We start from the raw sequence: 14865 nt of genomic DNA, 5'->3' as shown, positions 1-14865 counted from the left end.
GTTTTTTCGTTTCAAGGGACTGAAACCTGTGCGCACAGCCTGCTTTGTGGACGGATACAACCTGTTTTATGGCTTATTGGCAGGAACCCAGTACAAATGGCTGGACCTTCCGGCGCTGCTTCTCCTCATCCTTTGCGCCGAGCAACCCGAGAGCGAACTGGTCTCAATATTTTTCTTCACTTCCGGCGTCAAACCCGATCTTGCCAGTCGTGGCCGGCTCTCCAAGGAGGCCCAGGACACCTATTTGCGTGCGCTCATTGAAAGAGGTGTGCATGTCCATTATGGGCGGCACCAATTGGAGCCGAGGCTTGCGCCTCGATTTGTCGATCGAAAGACACCGGCCTCAAGGCAGGACCAGGTCGCTATCTGGAAGCTCGAAGAAAAGGAAACCGATGTTCATATCGCGATCAGCATGTATCGTCTTGCTGCCAAACAAGCGGCGTTGCCTGCTTCTGAACGTATCGGGCAAATCGTGCTGGTGTCAGCCGACACGGATATGACCCCTGCCCTCAGGGCTATCCGGGAGGATCATCCCGAGATTCAAGTGGGTGTAGTTCTGCCGAACCGTGAAGGTATCAAGCGCACACCTCCTGGTTCATTGAAGAATCACTCCAACTGGATGCGTCAGGTCGTCACACAGGAGGAACTGGCTGCCTGCCAGTTTCCACATCAAGTGCCGACCCGGAAAAAACCGGCGAGAAAGCCGGGCTACTGGTGAGCTTCCCCGAAAAAGAAAACCCCGGAGGGCCTTGGCCGTCCGGGGTCGTTGGGTACCACCGCTTACAGCTTGGCGATCGACACCTCGGTGGATTTCACGAAGGCGATCACTTCGCTGCCGATTTCCAGTTCCAGTTCCTTGACCGAACGGGTGGTGATCACCGAGGTGACGATGCCGGAAGCGGTCTGGACGTCGATTTCCGACAGTACGTCGCCGGTGACGATTTCCTTGACGGTGCCCTTGAACTGGTTGCGCACGTTGATGGCTTTGATGGTCATGGCGTTGATTCCTGTCTTTGATTGAGTAGGCAAGGCTTGGTTACAGCGCCCAGCGCAATTGCGTGGGCAAGGGTGAAACAGGTTCCGGTTCGGGTGGCGCGCCAGGCAGCGACAGCACCCGGTTCAACACTTCGGTCTCCAGCGCCGCCAGGCGATGGGAACCCCGCACCCGCGGGCGCGGCAGTTCGACGTGCAGGTCGAGACCGATCTGGCCGTCTTCGATCAGGATCACCCGATCGGCGATGGCCACGGCTTCGCTGACGTCGTGGGTCACCAGCAGTACGGTAAAACCATGCTGCTGCCAAAGGCGCTCGATCAGTTGCTGCATCTCGATCCGGGTCAGGGCGTCCAACGCCCCCAGCGGTTCGTCGAGCAGCAGCAGTCGAGGCTGGTGAATCAGGGCGCGGGCCAGGGCCACGCGCTGTTTCTGGCCACCGGACAGGCCCGCCGGCCACTCGTTGGCACGATCGGCCAGGCCGACCGCTTCCAGTGCCTGCAGGGCCTGGGGACGCCAGTTGCCCTTGAGGCCGAGGCCGACGTTGTCGATGACTTTTTTCCACGGCAGCAGGCGCGCTTCCTGGAACATCAGCCGGGTGTCTTCGCGGGCGTCGCTCAGCGGCGCGGCGCCGGCCAGCAGGTCACCGCCGGTGGGTTTGTCGAGACCGGCCAGCAGGCGCAGCAGGGTGCTCTTGCCGCAACCGCTGCGGCCGACCACAGCGACGAATTGTCCGGCCGGGATATGCAGGTCGATCTCACGCAGGACCTGGCGCTCGCCGAAGGTTTTCTGCAGCTTGCGCGCCGCCAGCGGAATGCCTTGCAGCAGGCGTGGAGGTTGTTGGGCTGTCATGCGGCACCGCCTTTGCTCTGATAGGCCGGATGCCAGCGCAGCCAGACCCGCTCCAGGCCACGGGCCGCGAGGTCGGCGAGTTTGCCCAGGACCGCGTAGAGGACGATCGCCAACACCACCACGTCGGTTTGCAGGAACTCCCGGGCGTTCATCGCCAGGTAGCCGATGCCGGAACTGGCCGAGATGGTCTCGGCGACGATCAGGGTCAGCCACATGAAGCCGAGGGCGAAGCGCACGCCGACCAGGATCGAGGGCAACGCGCCCGGCAGGATCACCTGGCGGAACAGGCTGAAGCCGGACAGGCCGTAGCTGCGCGACATCTCCACCAGGGCCGGATCGACGTTGCGGATGCCGTGGTAGGTGTTGAGGTAGATCGGGAACAGGGTGCCGAGGGCGACCAGGAAAATCTTCGCCGACTCGTCGATGCCGAACCACAGGATGACCAGTGGGATCAGCGCCAGGTGCGGCACGTTGCGGATCATCTGCACCGAGCTGTCGAGCAGGCGTTCGCCCCATTTCGACAGGCCGGTGATGAAGCCCAGGGTCAGGCCGATGCTGCCACCGATGAGGAAACCGAGGCCGGCGCGCCAGCCGCTGATGGCCAGGTGAGTCCAGAGGTCGCCGCTCTGCACCAGGGCGACGCCGGCCTCGACCACGGCGCTCGGCGCGGGCAGGATCCGGGTCGACAGCCAGCCGGCCGAGACCGACAGTTGCCACACCGCCAGCAGCAGGATCGGCAGCGCCCAGGGCGCCAGCCGGTGGATGATACGGGTCAGGGTCGTCATGGCGCGGCCTCAGCTCTGGGACACGGCTTTGGGCAGGATGTCGTTGGCGACCATCTCACCGAAGGGGCTGACGTAACCGGCGCTTTTCGGCCGCTCCGGGCGCTCGATGTCCAGGTGCGGGAACAGCAGTTCGGCGACCCGGTAGGACTCTTCCAGGTGCGGGTAGCCGGAGAAGATGAAGGTGTCGATGCCCAGGTCCGCGTATTCCTTGACCCGTGCCGCCACGGTCGGGCCATCGCCGACCAGTGCGGTGCCGGCACCACCCCGTACCAGGCCGACGCCGGCCCACAGGTTGGGGCTGACTTCCAGCTTGTCGCGGCTGCCACCGTGCAGGGCGGCCATGCGCTGCTGGCCGACGGAGTCGAAGCGCGCCAGGGATTTCTGCGCGCGGGCGATGGTGTCATCGTCCAGGTGCGAGATGAGTTTTTCCGCAGCCTTCCAGGCCTCGGCATTGGTTTCGCGAACGATCACGTGCAGGCGGATGCCGAAGCGCACGGTACGGCCCTGTCTGGCGGCCTTGGCGCGGACCTGTTCGATCTTCTCGGCGACGGCGGCCGGCGGCTCGCCCCAGGTCAGGACCATGTCCACCTGTTCGGCGGCCAGGTCCTGGGCGGCTTCCGACGAGCCGCCGAAGTACAGCGGTGGCCGCGGCTGCTGCAGCGGCGGATAGAGCAGCTTGGCGCCCTTCACGCTGATGTGCTGGCCGTCGTAATCGACGGTCTCGCCTTCCAGTACCCGCCGCCAGATGCGGGTGAACTCCACCGAGGCCTGGTAACGCTCTTCATGGTCGAGGAACAGGCCGTCGCCGGCCAGCTCGTCCGGGTCGCCGCCGGTCACCAGGTTGAACAGCGCCCGTCCGCCGGACAGCCGGTCGAGGGTCGCCGCCTGGCGCGCCGCCACGGTCGGGGAAATGATCCCGGGGCGCAGGGCGACGAGGAATTTCAGCCGTTGGGTCACCGGGATCAGCGAGGCGGCCACCAGCCAGGAGTCCTCGCAGGAACGCCCGGTGGGGATCAGTACGCCGCCGAAGCCGAGGCGATCGGCGGCCTGGGCCACCTGCTGCAGATAACCGTGGTCGACGGCGCGTGCGCCTTCGGCGGTGCCAAGGTAATGGCCGTCGCCGTGGGTAGGCAGGAACCAGAAGATGTTGAGGCTCATGGAGTTGTCTCCTAAGGAATACGGTTCAAGGTGCGGTGGCAACGGCGGCCGGTGGTGTCCAGATCACGTCCTTGATGCTCAGCGGCTTGGGAATCAGCTTGAGCTGGTAGAAGCTGTCGGCGATTTTCTGTTGCGCGGCGACCACCTCGGGGGTGAGGAACTGCGCGCCGTAGCCTTGGCGCTTCACCGAGGTCAGGGTGATGTCGGCGGGCAGGCCGAGCAGCGGCGCGACCTGGGCGGTGACTTCCTCGGGGTTGGCCTTGGACCAGTCGCCGACAGCGCGGACTTCCTCGACCAGGGCCTTGATCACCTCGGGGTGTTTTTGCGCGTAGGGGCGGGTCGCCAGGTAGAACTGGTTGTTGTCCACCAGGCCCTTGCCGTCACGCAGGGTGCGGGCCTTGAGCTGTTGCTCGGCGGCAGCCTGGTAGGGGTCCCAGATCACCCAGGCGTCGACGCTGCCGCGCTCGAAGGCGGCGCGGGCATCGGCGGGCGGCAGGTAGACGGTCTGGATGTCGCTGTACTTGAGGCCGGCGTCTTCCAGGGCGCGGACCAGCAGGTAGTGGACGTTGGAGCCCTTGTTGAGGGCGACCTTCTTGCCCTTGAGTTCCTGTACCGACTTGATCGGCGAGTCCTTGGGTACCAGGATCGCTTCGCTGGTCGGCGCGGGCGGCTCGGAGGCGACGTAGAGCAGGTCGGCACCGGCGGCCTGGGCGAATACCGGTGGCGTCTCGCCGGTGACACCGAAGTCGATCGAGCCGACGTTCAGCCCTTCGAGCAGTTGCGGGCCGCCGGGGAACTCGGTCCATTGCACCTGTACGCCCTGGGCGGCGAGGCGTTTTTCCAGGCTGCCCTTGGCCTTGAGCAGGACCAGGGTGCCGTATTTCTGATAACCGATGCGCAGGGACTCGGCCTGGGCTTGGGTAATGGCGCCGAAGGTGACAGCCGCTGCAAACAGAGCGACCAGACCACGACGCAAAATGACAGTGCGCATGGCGCTCTCCTTTTTGCAGTTGGGGTTTTGGCTGCACCTGCTTGCCCGTTGGCGGGCGAGTAAGGCCAGTACATCGATTGCGGGTGAAACGGGCTAGATGCTCCAGCGAGCACTCAGCAGACGATCATTCAGCACGGCCGGGTCCAGGGGCCTGGGCCGGCGGGCCAGGGCCCGGTGGAACTGCTCCAGGGCCTCGTCCAGGCGTTGTTCCAGCGCTGGGGCCAGTTGCGCCTGGGCGCTGCCTTCGCCGTAGGCGATCTGGCTGTCCTCGGCGAAGATGCCATGGAGCATCTCCTGGGCCTTCAGCGCGGCGAGGACCGGCTTGAGCGCATAGTCCACGGCGAGCATGTGGGCGATGCTGCCACCGGTGGCCATGGGCAGGACCACCTTGTGGCTCAGGGCGCGCTCGGGCAGCAGGTCGAGCAGGGTCTTCAGGGCGCCGGAAAACGAGGCCTTGTACACCGGCGTGGCGATCACCAGGCCGTCGGCCTGTTCGATATGCTGCAGCAGATCGACCACCTGCGGGCTGCCGAAGCGTGCATGGAGCAGGTCTTCGGCATTGAAATCACGGATCTGGTAGTTCACTACCTCGATGCCTTGCTGGTTGAGCCAGTGTCTGGCGCGGTCCAGCAGTACCCCGGAGCGCGATCGCTGGCTGGGGCTTCCTCCGAGTGTCACGACCAGCATGTAGGTCTTTCCTCAAACATGTGACGGCGATTCGCGGGTTGCGATCTCGCTTGGGTTGACAGACCTTACCAGTGATTTTTTATATCCATAAATCTTATTTATTCATTTGTTTATTCTTAAAGTGCATATAAGGCGGGTTTTGTTCCGGGCAAAAAAATAGGCCGTCGAAACGGCCTGAAAACCCCTGCTTTGTGAATACCTTGAAACTGAAAAAAACGGCCGATGTTCTCGATCCCTGTAGGAGCGTGGCTTGCCCGCGATCGGCTGCGAAGCAGTCGTGAAATCGGCTGATGCGGTGTTCCTGATGAAACGGGTGCTCAGGATTTGCGAGTGCTTCGCACTCGATCGCGGGCAAGCCACGCTCCCACAGGGGGAGGGCGCTGGCTGCCCTTCACATGGATCTCAGCGATTGGGCTGCGGCGTCAGGCGCAGGTACGGTTTCACCGCGCGGTAGCCTTTCGGGAAGCGACGCTTGATCTCTTCCTCGTCCTTGAGCGACGGCACGATCACCACGTCGTCACCGTCCTGCCAGTTGGCCGGGGTGGCGACCTTGTGGTTGTCGGTCAGTTGCAGCGAGTCGATCACCCGCAGGATCTCGTTGAAGTTGCGGCCGGTGCTCGCCGGGTAGGTGATGGTCAGCCGGATCTTCTTGTTCGGGTCGATCACGAACAGCGAGCGCACGGTCAGGGTGTCGCTGGCATTGGGGTGGATCAGGTCGTACAGGTCGGACACCTTGCGGTCGGCGTCGGCCAGGATCGGGAAGTTGACAAGGGTGTGCTGGGTTTCGTTGATGTCCTCGATCCACTTGTGGTGCGAGTCCACCGGGTCCACGGACAGGGCGATGGCCTTGACGCCGCGCTGGGCGAATTCGTCCTTGAGTTTGGCGGTGAAGCCAAGTTCGGTGGTGCACACCGGGGTGAAGTCCGCCGGGTGGGAAAACAGCACGCCCCAGCTGTCGCCGAGCCACTCGTGGAAACGAATCTTGCCGGCGCTGGAATCCTGTTCGAAGTCGGGGGCGATGTCGCCCAGTCTGAGGCTCATGTGCTGCTCCTTGGGTGAAGGTGGATGAGTCCTAATGTGCCTGTAGTACGGATTATTTAAAAAGAATAAATATCGATTTATTTAGAAGATAAAGAAATATTAAAAACATCTTCATTGGACGCGCAAGGCGACCAGGCGCACTCTTGTCCACAGCTTGTGAGAGGGCTAAGGGGATGTAACTCAGTGGAGTGCCGAACGCCGCGATGTCGAGGTTTGGCGGGAGGCCGAAGCTGATGGTAGTGCTGTATGCAAGACGTGAAGCACTCGGCCCGGCATTGCGCCGGGCCGAGTGTGGATCTTTCTACTAGACGATCACGCGCTTCTTACAGCAGCGGGATCGAGTAGCTGACGATCAGGCGGTTCTCGTCCTGCGAACGGGTGTTCGGCAGGTCGGTACGCCACATGGCGTTTTTCCAGGCGAAGCCCAGGTTCTTGAAGGTACCTTCCGGTACGACGTAGGCCAGGCTGATGTCGCGTTCCCACTCGGAGCTACCGTTGGCACGTACGCCCGATACGATGGTATCGATGTTGTCGCCACGCAGGTAGACGATACCGGCGGTCAGGCCAGGTACGCCAACCTTGGCGAAGTCGTAGGCGTAGCGAGCCTGCCAGGTGCGCTCGCCGGCACGGGCGAACTTCTGGATCTGCACGTCGGTGATGGTGCTGTTGGACGAGCCGTCACCCTGGTTCAGCCAAGGAAAGTCGCTGTCACCCTTGGTGTACTGGTAGCCGGCGCCGAAGGTGTGGCCTTCAACCGAGTACAGGGCCAGGTAGCTGTACAGGTCGTTGTCGACCTTGCCCTTGACCTTGGTGGCGTTGGTGGTGTGATCCGAGTACCAGCCGGTGGTGTAGTAGTTGGCGGTGTCGCCATTGGCACCATTGTCACGGCTGCGGTAGTAGCGCAGGTCGCTCTTCAGTACGCCAGGGCCGATTGCCCAGTTGTGCACCAGGCCCAGGAAGTTCTGCGAGTAGAAGTCCTTCAGCTCGCCGTAGTAGTACGAAGCGGTCAGGTCCTTGGTGATCTTGTAGTCGGCACCACCATAGTAGAACTTGTTGCTGTCACGCGCGGCGGCGGTAGTGCCGTTGGCGCCAGCGATCGACAGGCTCTGGTCGTTGGTGGAGTTACGGCCTTTGGCCGAGTTGATCAGACCGCCGGTCAGGGTCAGATCCTTGATTTCGTTCGACTTGATCTCGCCGCCGGTGAAGGTTTGTGGCAGCAGGCGACCGTCGTTGGTCTTGATGACCGGGTTGTTCGGCTGCAGGGTACCGATCTTCAGTTCGGTCTGGGAAACCTTGACCTTGCCGGTCAGGCCCAGGCTTGCGAAGTCTGGTACTGCGCCATTCTGGCCATTGGTCGGGAAGACTGTGCCGCCGTTGGCAGCACCGTTGGCGTTACCGCTCTTGTCACGGCTGGAGTCCAGACGGATGCCGTACAGACCGATCGCATCGACACCGAACTGCACGGTGCCTTGGGTGTAACCCGAGATGAAGCGCAGATCGAAGCCTTGGCCCCATTCTTCGTTCTTGTTCCGGCTGGTAGCGGTGTTGGCGCCATCGCGGTTATCGGTATTGATGTAGAAGTTGCGCAGACCCAGAGTGGCCTTGCTGTCTTCGATGAAACCTGCGGCGCCTGCCTGCTGCGCCAGAACCCCCACGGCCACAGCCAGGGCCAGAGTGGACTTCTTCATTGGTCTTGCTCCTCTCATTTCTAATTTTTGTATTTCTGATTGGCTCGGGATCTACGCCCCTTTGGCGCCACAGATTTCGCGATTAGCGCCGGATCGTGACCGGTAAGTCAATCGAGACCCGCCTGCCTACGACTTTGGTCTAACCGCCGTTGTTTGGTCCGTGCAGAGTAATGACTTTGTCATAAACCCAAAAAGAATCATTTCGTCCTTTTTCAGACGATTCAGGAATATAATGTTTGATCGAACACCGCGCCAAGGGGTGTTATCGACCGCCGGGCTCATTCCTGAAAAGTATTTTTCTGCCTCTTTTTAGAACCCGGCGACTTGCGGAGGCGTCTCCGTACGTCATGGGCGATCAAAAAGGCGACGCAATCATGGCGAAACGCTGCCACTCTCGTCAATTTATTACAGCATTTGTCAGAACAAGATTGCCATGTACCTGTCACATTCCGACGTCCGGTCCGGAGCGTGACTTGTCGGACTGGCCCTCAACCATAGATCACGAAATGCCGTGTCGCGAATCCGCTTGTCTCCACAGCGCGATATGACCCCCGGTTTCCGGGGACATGACAGACATATTTCCTCTCATAAGCTAATGCAAATAAGTTATTTATTTTAAGATTCTTAGATCATTTAGTCTTCTCGACACGCCGAGTCCCGGTCATCCGTTGAGGAGCTTCTCCGATGAAACCCAATTCCCCACTCCGCCTGCTGGCGGCACTGTCCCTGGCCGGGGCTAGCCTGTTCGCCCAGGCTGCCGACCTGACCGTGGCCTACCAGACCACCGTCGATCCGGCCAAGGTCGCCCAGGCCGACGGCACCTACGAAAAAGTCAGCCAGGCCAGGATCGACTGGCGCAAGTTCGACAATGGCGCCGACGTCATCTCGGCCATCGCCTCGGGCGACGTGCAGATCGGCTACCTCGGCTCCAGCCCGCTGACTGCGGCCATCACCCGCAAGGTACCGGTGGAAACCTTCCTGATCGCCACCCAGATCGGCGCCGCCGAGGCCCTGGTTGCCCGCGACGGCTCCGGGATCAACTCGCCCCAGGACCTGGTCGGCAAGAAGGTCGCCGTGCCGTTCGTCTCCACCGGCCACTACAGCCTGCTGGCCGCGCTGAAACACTGGAACATCGATCCGGCGAAGGTGCAGGTCCTCAACCTCGCGCCGCCGGCGATCATCTCCGCCTGGAAGCGCGGCGATATCGATGCCACCTACGTCTGGGACCCGGCCCTGGGCGTGGCCAAGGAAAACGGCAAGGTGCTGATCACTTCCGGCGAACTGGCGAAGCTCGGTGCACCGACGTTCGATGCCTGGATCGTGCGCAAGGACTTTGCCGAGAAGCACCCGGAGATTGTCAAGGCATTCGCCAAAGTGACGCTGGATGCCTACGCGCAATATCGAAAAGACCCACAGGCGTGGCTGGCTGACAAAGCGAACGTCGACAAGCTGGTCAAGCTCTCCGGCGCCAAGGCCAGTGACATTCCGCTGCTGCTGCAGGGCAACGTCTACCCGCTGGCGGCTGACCAGGTCACCGTCCTCGGCAAGCCGACCGCCCAGGCGATCACCGACACCGCGACGTTCCTGAAAGAGCAGGGCAAGGTCGAGGCGGTCCTGCCGGACTACGCCCCCTACGTCAGCGCCAAATTCATCACCAACTGATTCAACGGGCCTGATTGCCCGAGCCCAGGACTGAGGAGCCCATCGCCATGGCCTTGTTACAACTGGAGCGCATCAGCGCACAGTACCCCGGTGCGGCCGAGCCGGTGTTGTCGGATATTTCCCTCAGTCTGGGGCCCCAGCAGTTGCTGGTGGCCCTCGGGCCGTCGGGCAGCGGCAAGACTTCGCTGCTGAACCTGATCGCCGGGTTCGTCGAACCCAGCGCCGGGCGCATCACTCTCGATGGTGTGCCGGTCAAGGGCCCGGGCGCCGAGCGCGGGGTGGTGTTCCAGGACGATGCCCTGCTGCCCTGGCAGGACGTGCTGGCCAATGTCGGCTTCGGCCTGGAACTGGCCGGTGTTCCTCGCCAACAGCGCGAAGCCCGTGCCCGGGAAATGCTCGCGCTGGTCGACCTGGCGAACTTCGACTCGCGCCGTATCTGGCAACTCTCCGGCGGCCAGAAACAACGCGTCGGCCTGGCCCGCGCCCTGGCGGCGGACCCGCGGGTGCTGCTGATGGACGAGCCGTTCGGCGCCCTCGATGCCTTCACCCGTGAACAGATGCAGGAGCTGTTGCTGCAAGTCTGGAAGCGTACCGCCAAGCCGGTGTTCCTGATTACCCACGATATTGAAGAGGCGGTGTTCCTTGCCACCGACCTGATCCTGCTGGCACCCGATCCGGGACGGGTGGTGGAACACCTGAAGCTGGATTTCGGCCAGCGCTACAGCGCCGGCGAGTCCGCCCGTGCGATCAAGTCCGATCCGCGTTTTATCGAAACCCGTGAGCACGTGCTGGCCCGTGTGTTCTCCCAGCGCAGCGCCGCTTCGCGGCAGGAGTTCGTATGAGCAGCTATGAATTGCCGGTGGCGGCCGCCACCAAACCGACCGTGCCTGCGGCACGGCGCAGCTTGAGTACACGCTGGATCAGCGTGCTGACCCTGCTGGGGCTGATTGCCCTGTGGTGGGCGGTCACCGCCTTCGGCGTGATCGAGCCATTGTTCCTGCCACCGCCGTCGGCGGTGCTGGAGAAGGGTTGGCTGCTGGTGACCAAGGGCTATATGGATGCGACCCTCTGGCAGCACCTGGGGGCCAGCCTCGGCCGTATCGGCCTGGCGCTGGGGATTGCCGTGCTGACCGCCATCCCGGTGGGCATCGCGATCGGTCACAACCGGATCGCTCGCGGTATCCTCGACCCGCTGATCGAGTTCTACCGGCCGATCCCGCCGCTGGCCTACCTGCCGCTGATCGTGATTTGGTGCGGTATCGGCGAGCTGTCGAAAGTGCTGCTGATCTACCTGGCGATCTTCGCCCCGATCGCCATCGCGACCGCCACCGGCGTGCGCACCGTCGACCCGGCCAAGCTGCGCGCGGCGCTGTCGCTGGGCGCGACCCGGGCACAGCTGATCCGTCACGTGATCCTGCCCAGCGCCCTGCCGGACATCCTCACCGGTGTCCGCATCGGGCTGGGCGTCGGCTGGTCGACGCTGGTCGCCGCCGAGCTGATCGCGGCCACCAGCGGCCTGGGCTTCATGGTCCAGTCGGCGGCACAGTTCCTGGTGACCGATGTGGTGGTGCTGGGGATCCTGGTGATTGCCCTGATCGCCTTCGCCATGGAGATGGGCCTGCGCGCCCTGCAACGCAAGCTGGTGCCGTGGCACGGCCAGGCTCACTGACAGACTTGATTTTGCCGAGCGCTCGGCGCGTATTTTGAAGAGAACCGACCATGAGCCTGACCCTTACTCCCCTGAGCGCGGCCCTGGGTGCGCAGATCGATGGCATTGCCCTGAGCGAGCCGCTCAACCTCGAGCAGCGCGACGCCATCGAGCAGGCGCTGCTCAAGTACCAGGTGCTGTTCTTCCGCAACCAGCCGCTGAACCCGCAGCAACAGGCGACGTTCGCGGCGAATTTCGGCGACCTGCATATTCATCCGATCTACCCGAACGTGCCGGAACAGCCGCAGGTGCTGGTCCTCGATACGGCGGTCACCGATGTGCGTGACAACGCCATCTGGCACACCGACGTGACCTTCCTGCCGACCCCGGCGCTCGGTGCGGTGCTGGCGGCCAAGCAGTTGCCGGCCTTTGGCGGCGACACCCTGTGGGCCAGCGGGATCGCTGCGTTCGAGGCCTTGTCGGCACCGTTGCAGCGGCTGCTGGACGGACTCACGGCTACGCACAATTTCATCAAGTCGTTCCCCGTCGAGCGCTTCGGCAGTACGCCGGAAGATCTGGCGCGCTGGGAGGAAACCCGCCGGAACAATCCGCCGCTGTCCCATCCGGTGATTCGCACGCATCCGGTGAGCGGGCGCAAGGCGCTGTTCGTCAACGAGGGCTTCACCACCCGGATCAATGAGCTGGAAGAGGCGGAGAGCGAAGCGATCCTCAAGCTGCTGTTCGCCCACGCGACGCGGCCGGAGTTCACCATCCGCTGGCGTTGGCAGGAGAACGACGTGGCGTTCTGGGACAACCGCGTGACCCAGCACTACGCAGTGGATGACTACCGGCCGAACCGACGGGTGATGCACCGGGCGACCATCCTCGGTGACGCGCCGTTCTAGCACTCCTCAGGGAGCAGGCATTCTTGCCGTGGGAGCCAACTGTCTTTAGTGCGCCGCCGATGAGCGGTCAGACTGCCTGTGGGGGCGGTGGTGACTGTGCTGGCCTATTCGCGGATAAACCGGGGCGCCGGACCGCCGGCTCCCACAAGTTGTTCAGAGTGGGGCTTCGCGCTTGGGCAGGTACGGCGGCAGGTACAGCCCCAGGTACGCATCGAACACCCGCATGCCTTCCTCGGCCATGCGCGGGGTGATCTGGTCGTGCAGTTGCATCGAGCGCGCATAAACCCGATCGCCCAACTCCATCGCCAGGGCGAACACGTCGACATCCGTCGGCAGCGCCGGCAGTTCGAAGTGGCGGATGAACAGCTTGTGCATCAGGTCGCCCAGCTCGATATCGTGTTGGCGGTCGGCCTGGGTCACCTCGGTCAGGCCGTGCTGGGCGAGGATCAGTTGGCGGGCCGCCGCGTCTTCGCTGTAGATCACCATCATCCGCTGCTCCACCAGCCGTGACAGGTCGCGCCAGCTGTTGAGGCTGGCGTGGTCGATCGGTGCCTGCAGGCAGGCGCGGAAGGAGGCGTGGACGTCGGCGGTGAGGGCTTCGAGCAGGGCCGGGACGCTGGCGAAGAAGTGGTAGACCGACGACGGCGGAATCTGCGCGCGCTCGGCGACGCTGTAGATCGACAGGTTGGCCACGCCCTCGGCGGCCAGCAGGTGGCGGGCGGCGTCGAGAATCGAATCGATCCGCGCCTGGCTGCGGGCACGGGGTTTGCGAGCGGTGGCGGGGCGGGGCATGGCGTTCTCCGGCAAGGGCTGCGGGGATTGTACGCGAGGTCCTGTGCAGGCTGTGAGATCGCCAAAAGCTTCGCGGATAAATCCGGCTGCACAATGATCGTGCTGAGCGCAAACCCTGTGTACGGCGCAAAGCTGGGGCGGCGGATGTATCCGCGAAGAGGCCACCTCGATGCCCCTGTCAAAAAAAACGCCGCGGGCCCAGGGGCCGGCGGCGTTCTTCCTTCTATTACCGCACCCGCTTAAACGGTATGCAGGTACCAGTTGTACTCGAGGTCGGAGATGGAATGTTCGAACTCTTCCAGCTCGCTCTCCTTGCAGGCCACGAAGATGTCGATGTACTTCGGATCGATGTACCGGGCCATGATCTCACTGTCGTCCAGCTCGCGCAGGGCATCGCGCAGGTTGTTCGGCAGGCTCTGCTCGTTCTGTTCGTAGCTGTTGCCTTCGGTCGGTGCCGGTGGCTCGACCTGGTTGGTCAGGCCATGGTGTACGCCGGCCAGGACCGAGGCCATCAGCAGGTACGGGTTGGCGTCGGCTCCGGCCACGCGGTGTTCCAGGCGCACGGCGTCCGGCGAACCGGTCGGCACGCGCAGGGCCACGGTGCGGTTGTCCAGGCCCCAGCTCGGCGAGTTCGGTACGTAGAACTGCGCGCCGAAGCGGCGGTAGGAGTTGACGTTCGGGCAGAGGAAGGCCATCTGCGCGGGCAGGGTCTCGAGCACACCGCCGATCGCGTGACGCAGCGCGGCGTTCTGCTCGGGATCCTCGCTGGCAAAAATGTTCTTGCCGTCCTTGTCGAGTACCGAGATATGGACATGCAGTCCGTTGCCCGCCTGGCCCGGGTAGGGCTTGGCCATGAAGGTGGTGTCCATCTCATGGTCGTAGGCGATGTTCTTGATCAGGCGCTTGAGCAGGACCGCGTAGTCGCAGGCCTTGATCGGGTCGGCCACATGGTGCAGGTTCACCTCGAACTGCGCCGGGGCGCTTTCCTTGACGATGGCGTCGGCCGGGATCCCTTGCTCCTTGGCACCTTCGAGGATGTCCTGGAGGCAGTCGACGTATTCATCGAGGTCGTCGATCAGGTAGACCTGTGTCGAGTGCGGGCGTTTGCCGGAGATCGGCGAGCGGGGAGGTTGTGGGCGGCCATTCACGTTCTCCTGGTCGATCAGGTAGAACTCGAGTTCGAAGGCGGCGCAGATGGTCAGACCGAGGTCGTCAAACTTGCTTACAACTTGGCGGAGCACTTCACGAGGATCGGCGAAGAAAGGCTCGCCTTCGAGTTCGTGCATGGTCATCAACAGTTGCGCGGTGGGTCGCTTTTGCCAGGGCTCGTTGCTCAGGGTGCCTGGGATCGGGTAACAGATCCGGTCGGCGTCGCCGATGTCCAGGCCCAGGCCGGTGCTTTCCACCGTCGAGCCGTTGATGTCCAGGGCAAAAAGTGAGGCCGGCAGGTTGATGCCTTTCTCGTAAACCTTGTGGAGGCTGGTGCGTTCGATGCGCTTGCCTCGCACCACACCATTCATATCCGCAATCAGAAGGTCAACGTACAGAACCTCAGGATGTTCCTTAAGGAACACGTTCGCTTCGTTAAGCTGAACGGCACGCGGGGGTACCGACATGATGCAACACCTTTGTTGTTAAAAATATCAATCATTGATCTTTTCTGGT

The 14865-nt window shown here is 62.9% G+C and carries 15 protein-coding genes; 5 read left to right on the top strand and 10 right to left on the bottom strand.

Annotated elements, in window-relative coordinates:
* The first annotated feature begins 28 nt into the window (after positions 1-28).
* Complete coding sequence (locus ACM62G_RS10585; RefSeq protein ID WP_419737509.1) at positions 29-718, top strand: NYN domain-containing protein; 690 nt, start codon at positions 29-31, stop codon at positions 716-718.
* Between the two features lie 62 nt (positions 719-780).
* On the opposite strand, the gene ACM62G_RS10580 is transcribed toward ACM62G_RS10585, so the two are convergent.
* The 8 genes from ACM62G_RS10580 to ACM62G_RS10545 all read right to left on the bottom strand — a co-directional run bounded on the left by ACM62G_RS10580 (position 781) and on the right by ACM62G_RS10545 (position 8193).
* The gene (locus tag ACM62G_RS10580) at positions 781-996 is read right to left on the bottom strand and encodes a TOBE domain-containing protein (protein WP_017901475.1); all 216 of its coding nucleotides are present in this window, start codon (positions 994-996) and stop codon (positions 781-783) included.
* 40 nt (positions 997-1036) lie between these two features.
* Positions 1037-1843 carry an aliphatic sulfonates ABC transporter ATP-binding protein gene (ssuB, locus tag ACM62G_RS10575; protein ID WP_054062007.1) on the bottom strand — a complete coding sequence of 269 codons (807 nt, stop codon included), beginning with the start codon at positions 1841-1843 and terminating at the stop codon, positions 1037-1039.
* A complete protein-coding gene (gene ssuC, locus ACM62G_RS10570; protein WP_419737115.1) occupies positions 1840-2628 on the bottom strand; it encodes an aliphatic sulfonate ABC transporter permease SsuC in 789 nt (262 codons plus the stop codon). Before ssuC ends, ssuB begins: the two co-directional genes overlap by 4 nt.
* 9 nt (positions 2629-2637) lie before the next feature.
* Entirely contained in the window at positions 2638-3786 is a 1149-nt protein-coding gene (ssuD, locus tag ACM62G_RS10565; RefSeq protein WP_054062009.1) for an FMNH2-dependent alkanesulfonate monooxygenase, read from the bottom strand.
* A gap of 25 nt (positions 3787-3811) precedes the next feature.
* On the bottom strand, positions 3812-4777 hold the full coding sequence (locus ACM62G_RS10560) for a sulfonate ABC transporter substrate-binding protein (RefSeq protein ID WP_054058724.1): 966 nt from the start codon (positions 4775-4777) through the stop codon (positions 3812-3814).
* A 93-nt stretch (positions 4778-4870) separates the two neighbouring features.
* A complete protein-coding gene (gene ssuE, locus ACM62G_RS10555) occupies positions 4871-5464 on the bottom strand; it encodes an NADPH-dependent FMN reductase (RefSeq protein WP_273826044.1) in 594 nt (197 codons plus the stop codon).
* A 402-nt stretch (positions 5465-5866) separates the two neighbouring features.
* Positions 5867-6505: a peroxiredoxin gene (locus ACM62G_RS10550; protein ID WP_054058721.1), complete on the bottom strand. Its 639-nt coding sequence runs from the start codon at positions 6503-6505 to the stop codon at positions 5867-5869.
* Positions 6506-6828: 323 nt separating this feature from the next.
* Positions 6829-8193 carry an OprD family porin gene (locus tag ACM62G_RS10545; protein WP_054058720.1) on the bottom strand — a complete coding sequence of 455 codons (1365 nt, stop codon included), beginning with the start codon at positions 8191-8193 and terminating at the stop codon, positions 6829-6831.
* 684 nt (positions 8194-8877) lie between these two features.
* Between ACM62G_RS10545 and tauA the strand changes: the two genes are divergently transcribed.
* Genes tauA through tauD form a run of 4 tightly spaced genes read left to right on the top strand, consistent with a single transcriptional unit; the run spans position 8878 to position 12408 of the window.
* The gene (gene tauA / locus ACM62G_RS10540; protein WP_054058719.1) at positions 8878-9855 is read left to right on the top strand and encodes a taurine ABC transporter substrate-binding protein; all 978 of its coding nucleotides are present in this window, start codon (positions 8878-8880) and stop codon (positions 9853-9855) included.
* Positions 9856-9902: 47 nt separating this feature from the next.
* The gene (gene tauB / locus ACM62G_RS10535; protein ID WP_273826043.1) at positions 9903-10697 is read left to right on the top strand and encodes a taurine ABC transporter ATP-binding subunit; all 795 of its coding nucleotides are present in this window, start codon (positions 9903-9905) and stop codon (positions 10695-10697) included.
* The gene (gene tauC / locus ACM62G_RS10530) at positions 10694-11524 is read left to right on the top strand and encodes a taurine ABC transporter permease TauC (RefSeq protein ID WP_054062013.1); all 831 of its coding nucleotides are present in this window, start codon (positions 10694-10696) and stop codon (positions 11522-11524) included. Before tauB ends, tauC begins: the two co-directional genes overlap by 4 nt.
* A 50-nt stretch (positions 11525-11574) precedes the next feature.
* Positions 11575-12408, top strand: coding sequence for a taurine dioxygenase (gene tauD, locus ACM62G_RS10525; protein ID WP_273826042.1), 834 nt, complete (start codon positions 11575-11577; stop codon positions 12406-12408).
* 153 nt (positions 12409-12561) lie between these two features.
* On the opposite strand, the gene ACM62G_RS10520 is transcribed toward tauD, so the two are convergent.
* Positions 12562-13200: a TetR/AcrR family transcriptional regulator gene (locus ACM62G_RS10520; RefSeq protein ID WP_419737114.1), complete on the bottom strand. Its 639-nt coding sequence runs from the start codon at positions 13198-13200 to the stop codon at positions 12562-12564.
* A 239-nt stretch (positions 13201-13439) separates the two neighbouring features.
* A complete protein-coding gene (locus tag ACM62G_RS10515; RefSeq protein ID WP_054058714.1) occupies positions 13440-14816 on the bottom strand; it encodes a glutamine synthetase family protein in 1377 nt (458 codons plus the stop codon).
* Positions 14817-14865 lie beyond the last annotated feature (49 nt).

Origin of the sequence: Pseudomonas sp. COR18 (genome assembly GCF_048568395.1) — a bacterium.
Taxonomy (GTDB): domain Bacteria; phylum Pseudomonadota; class Gammaproteobacteria; order Pseudomonadales; family Pseudomonadaceae; genus Aquipseudomonas; species Aquipseudomonas fuscovaginae_B.
Note: the sequence above shows the minus strand (reverse complement) of the source record. Positions and strands in the feature narration are given on the sequence as shown.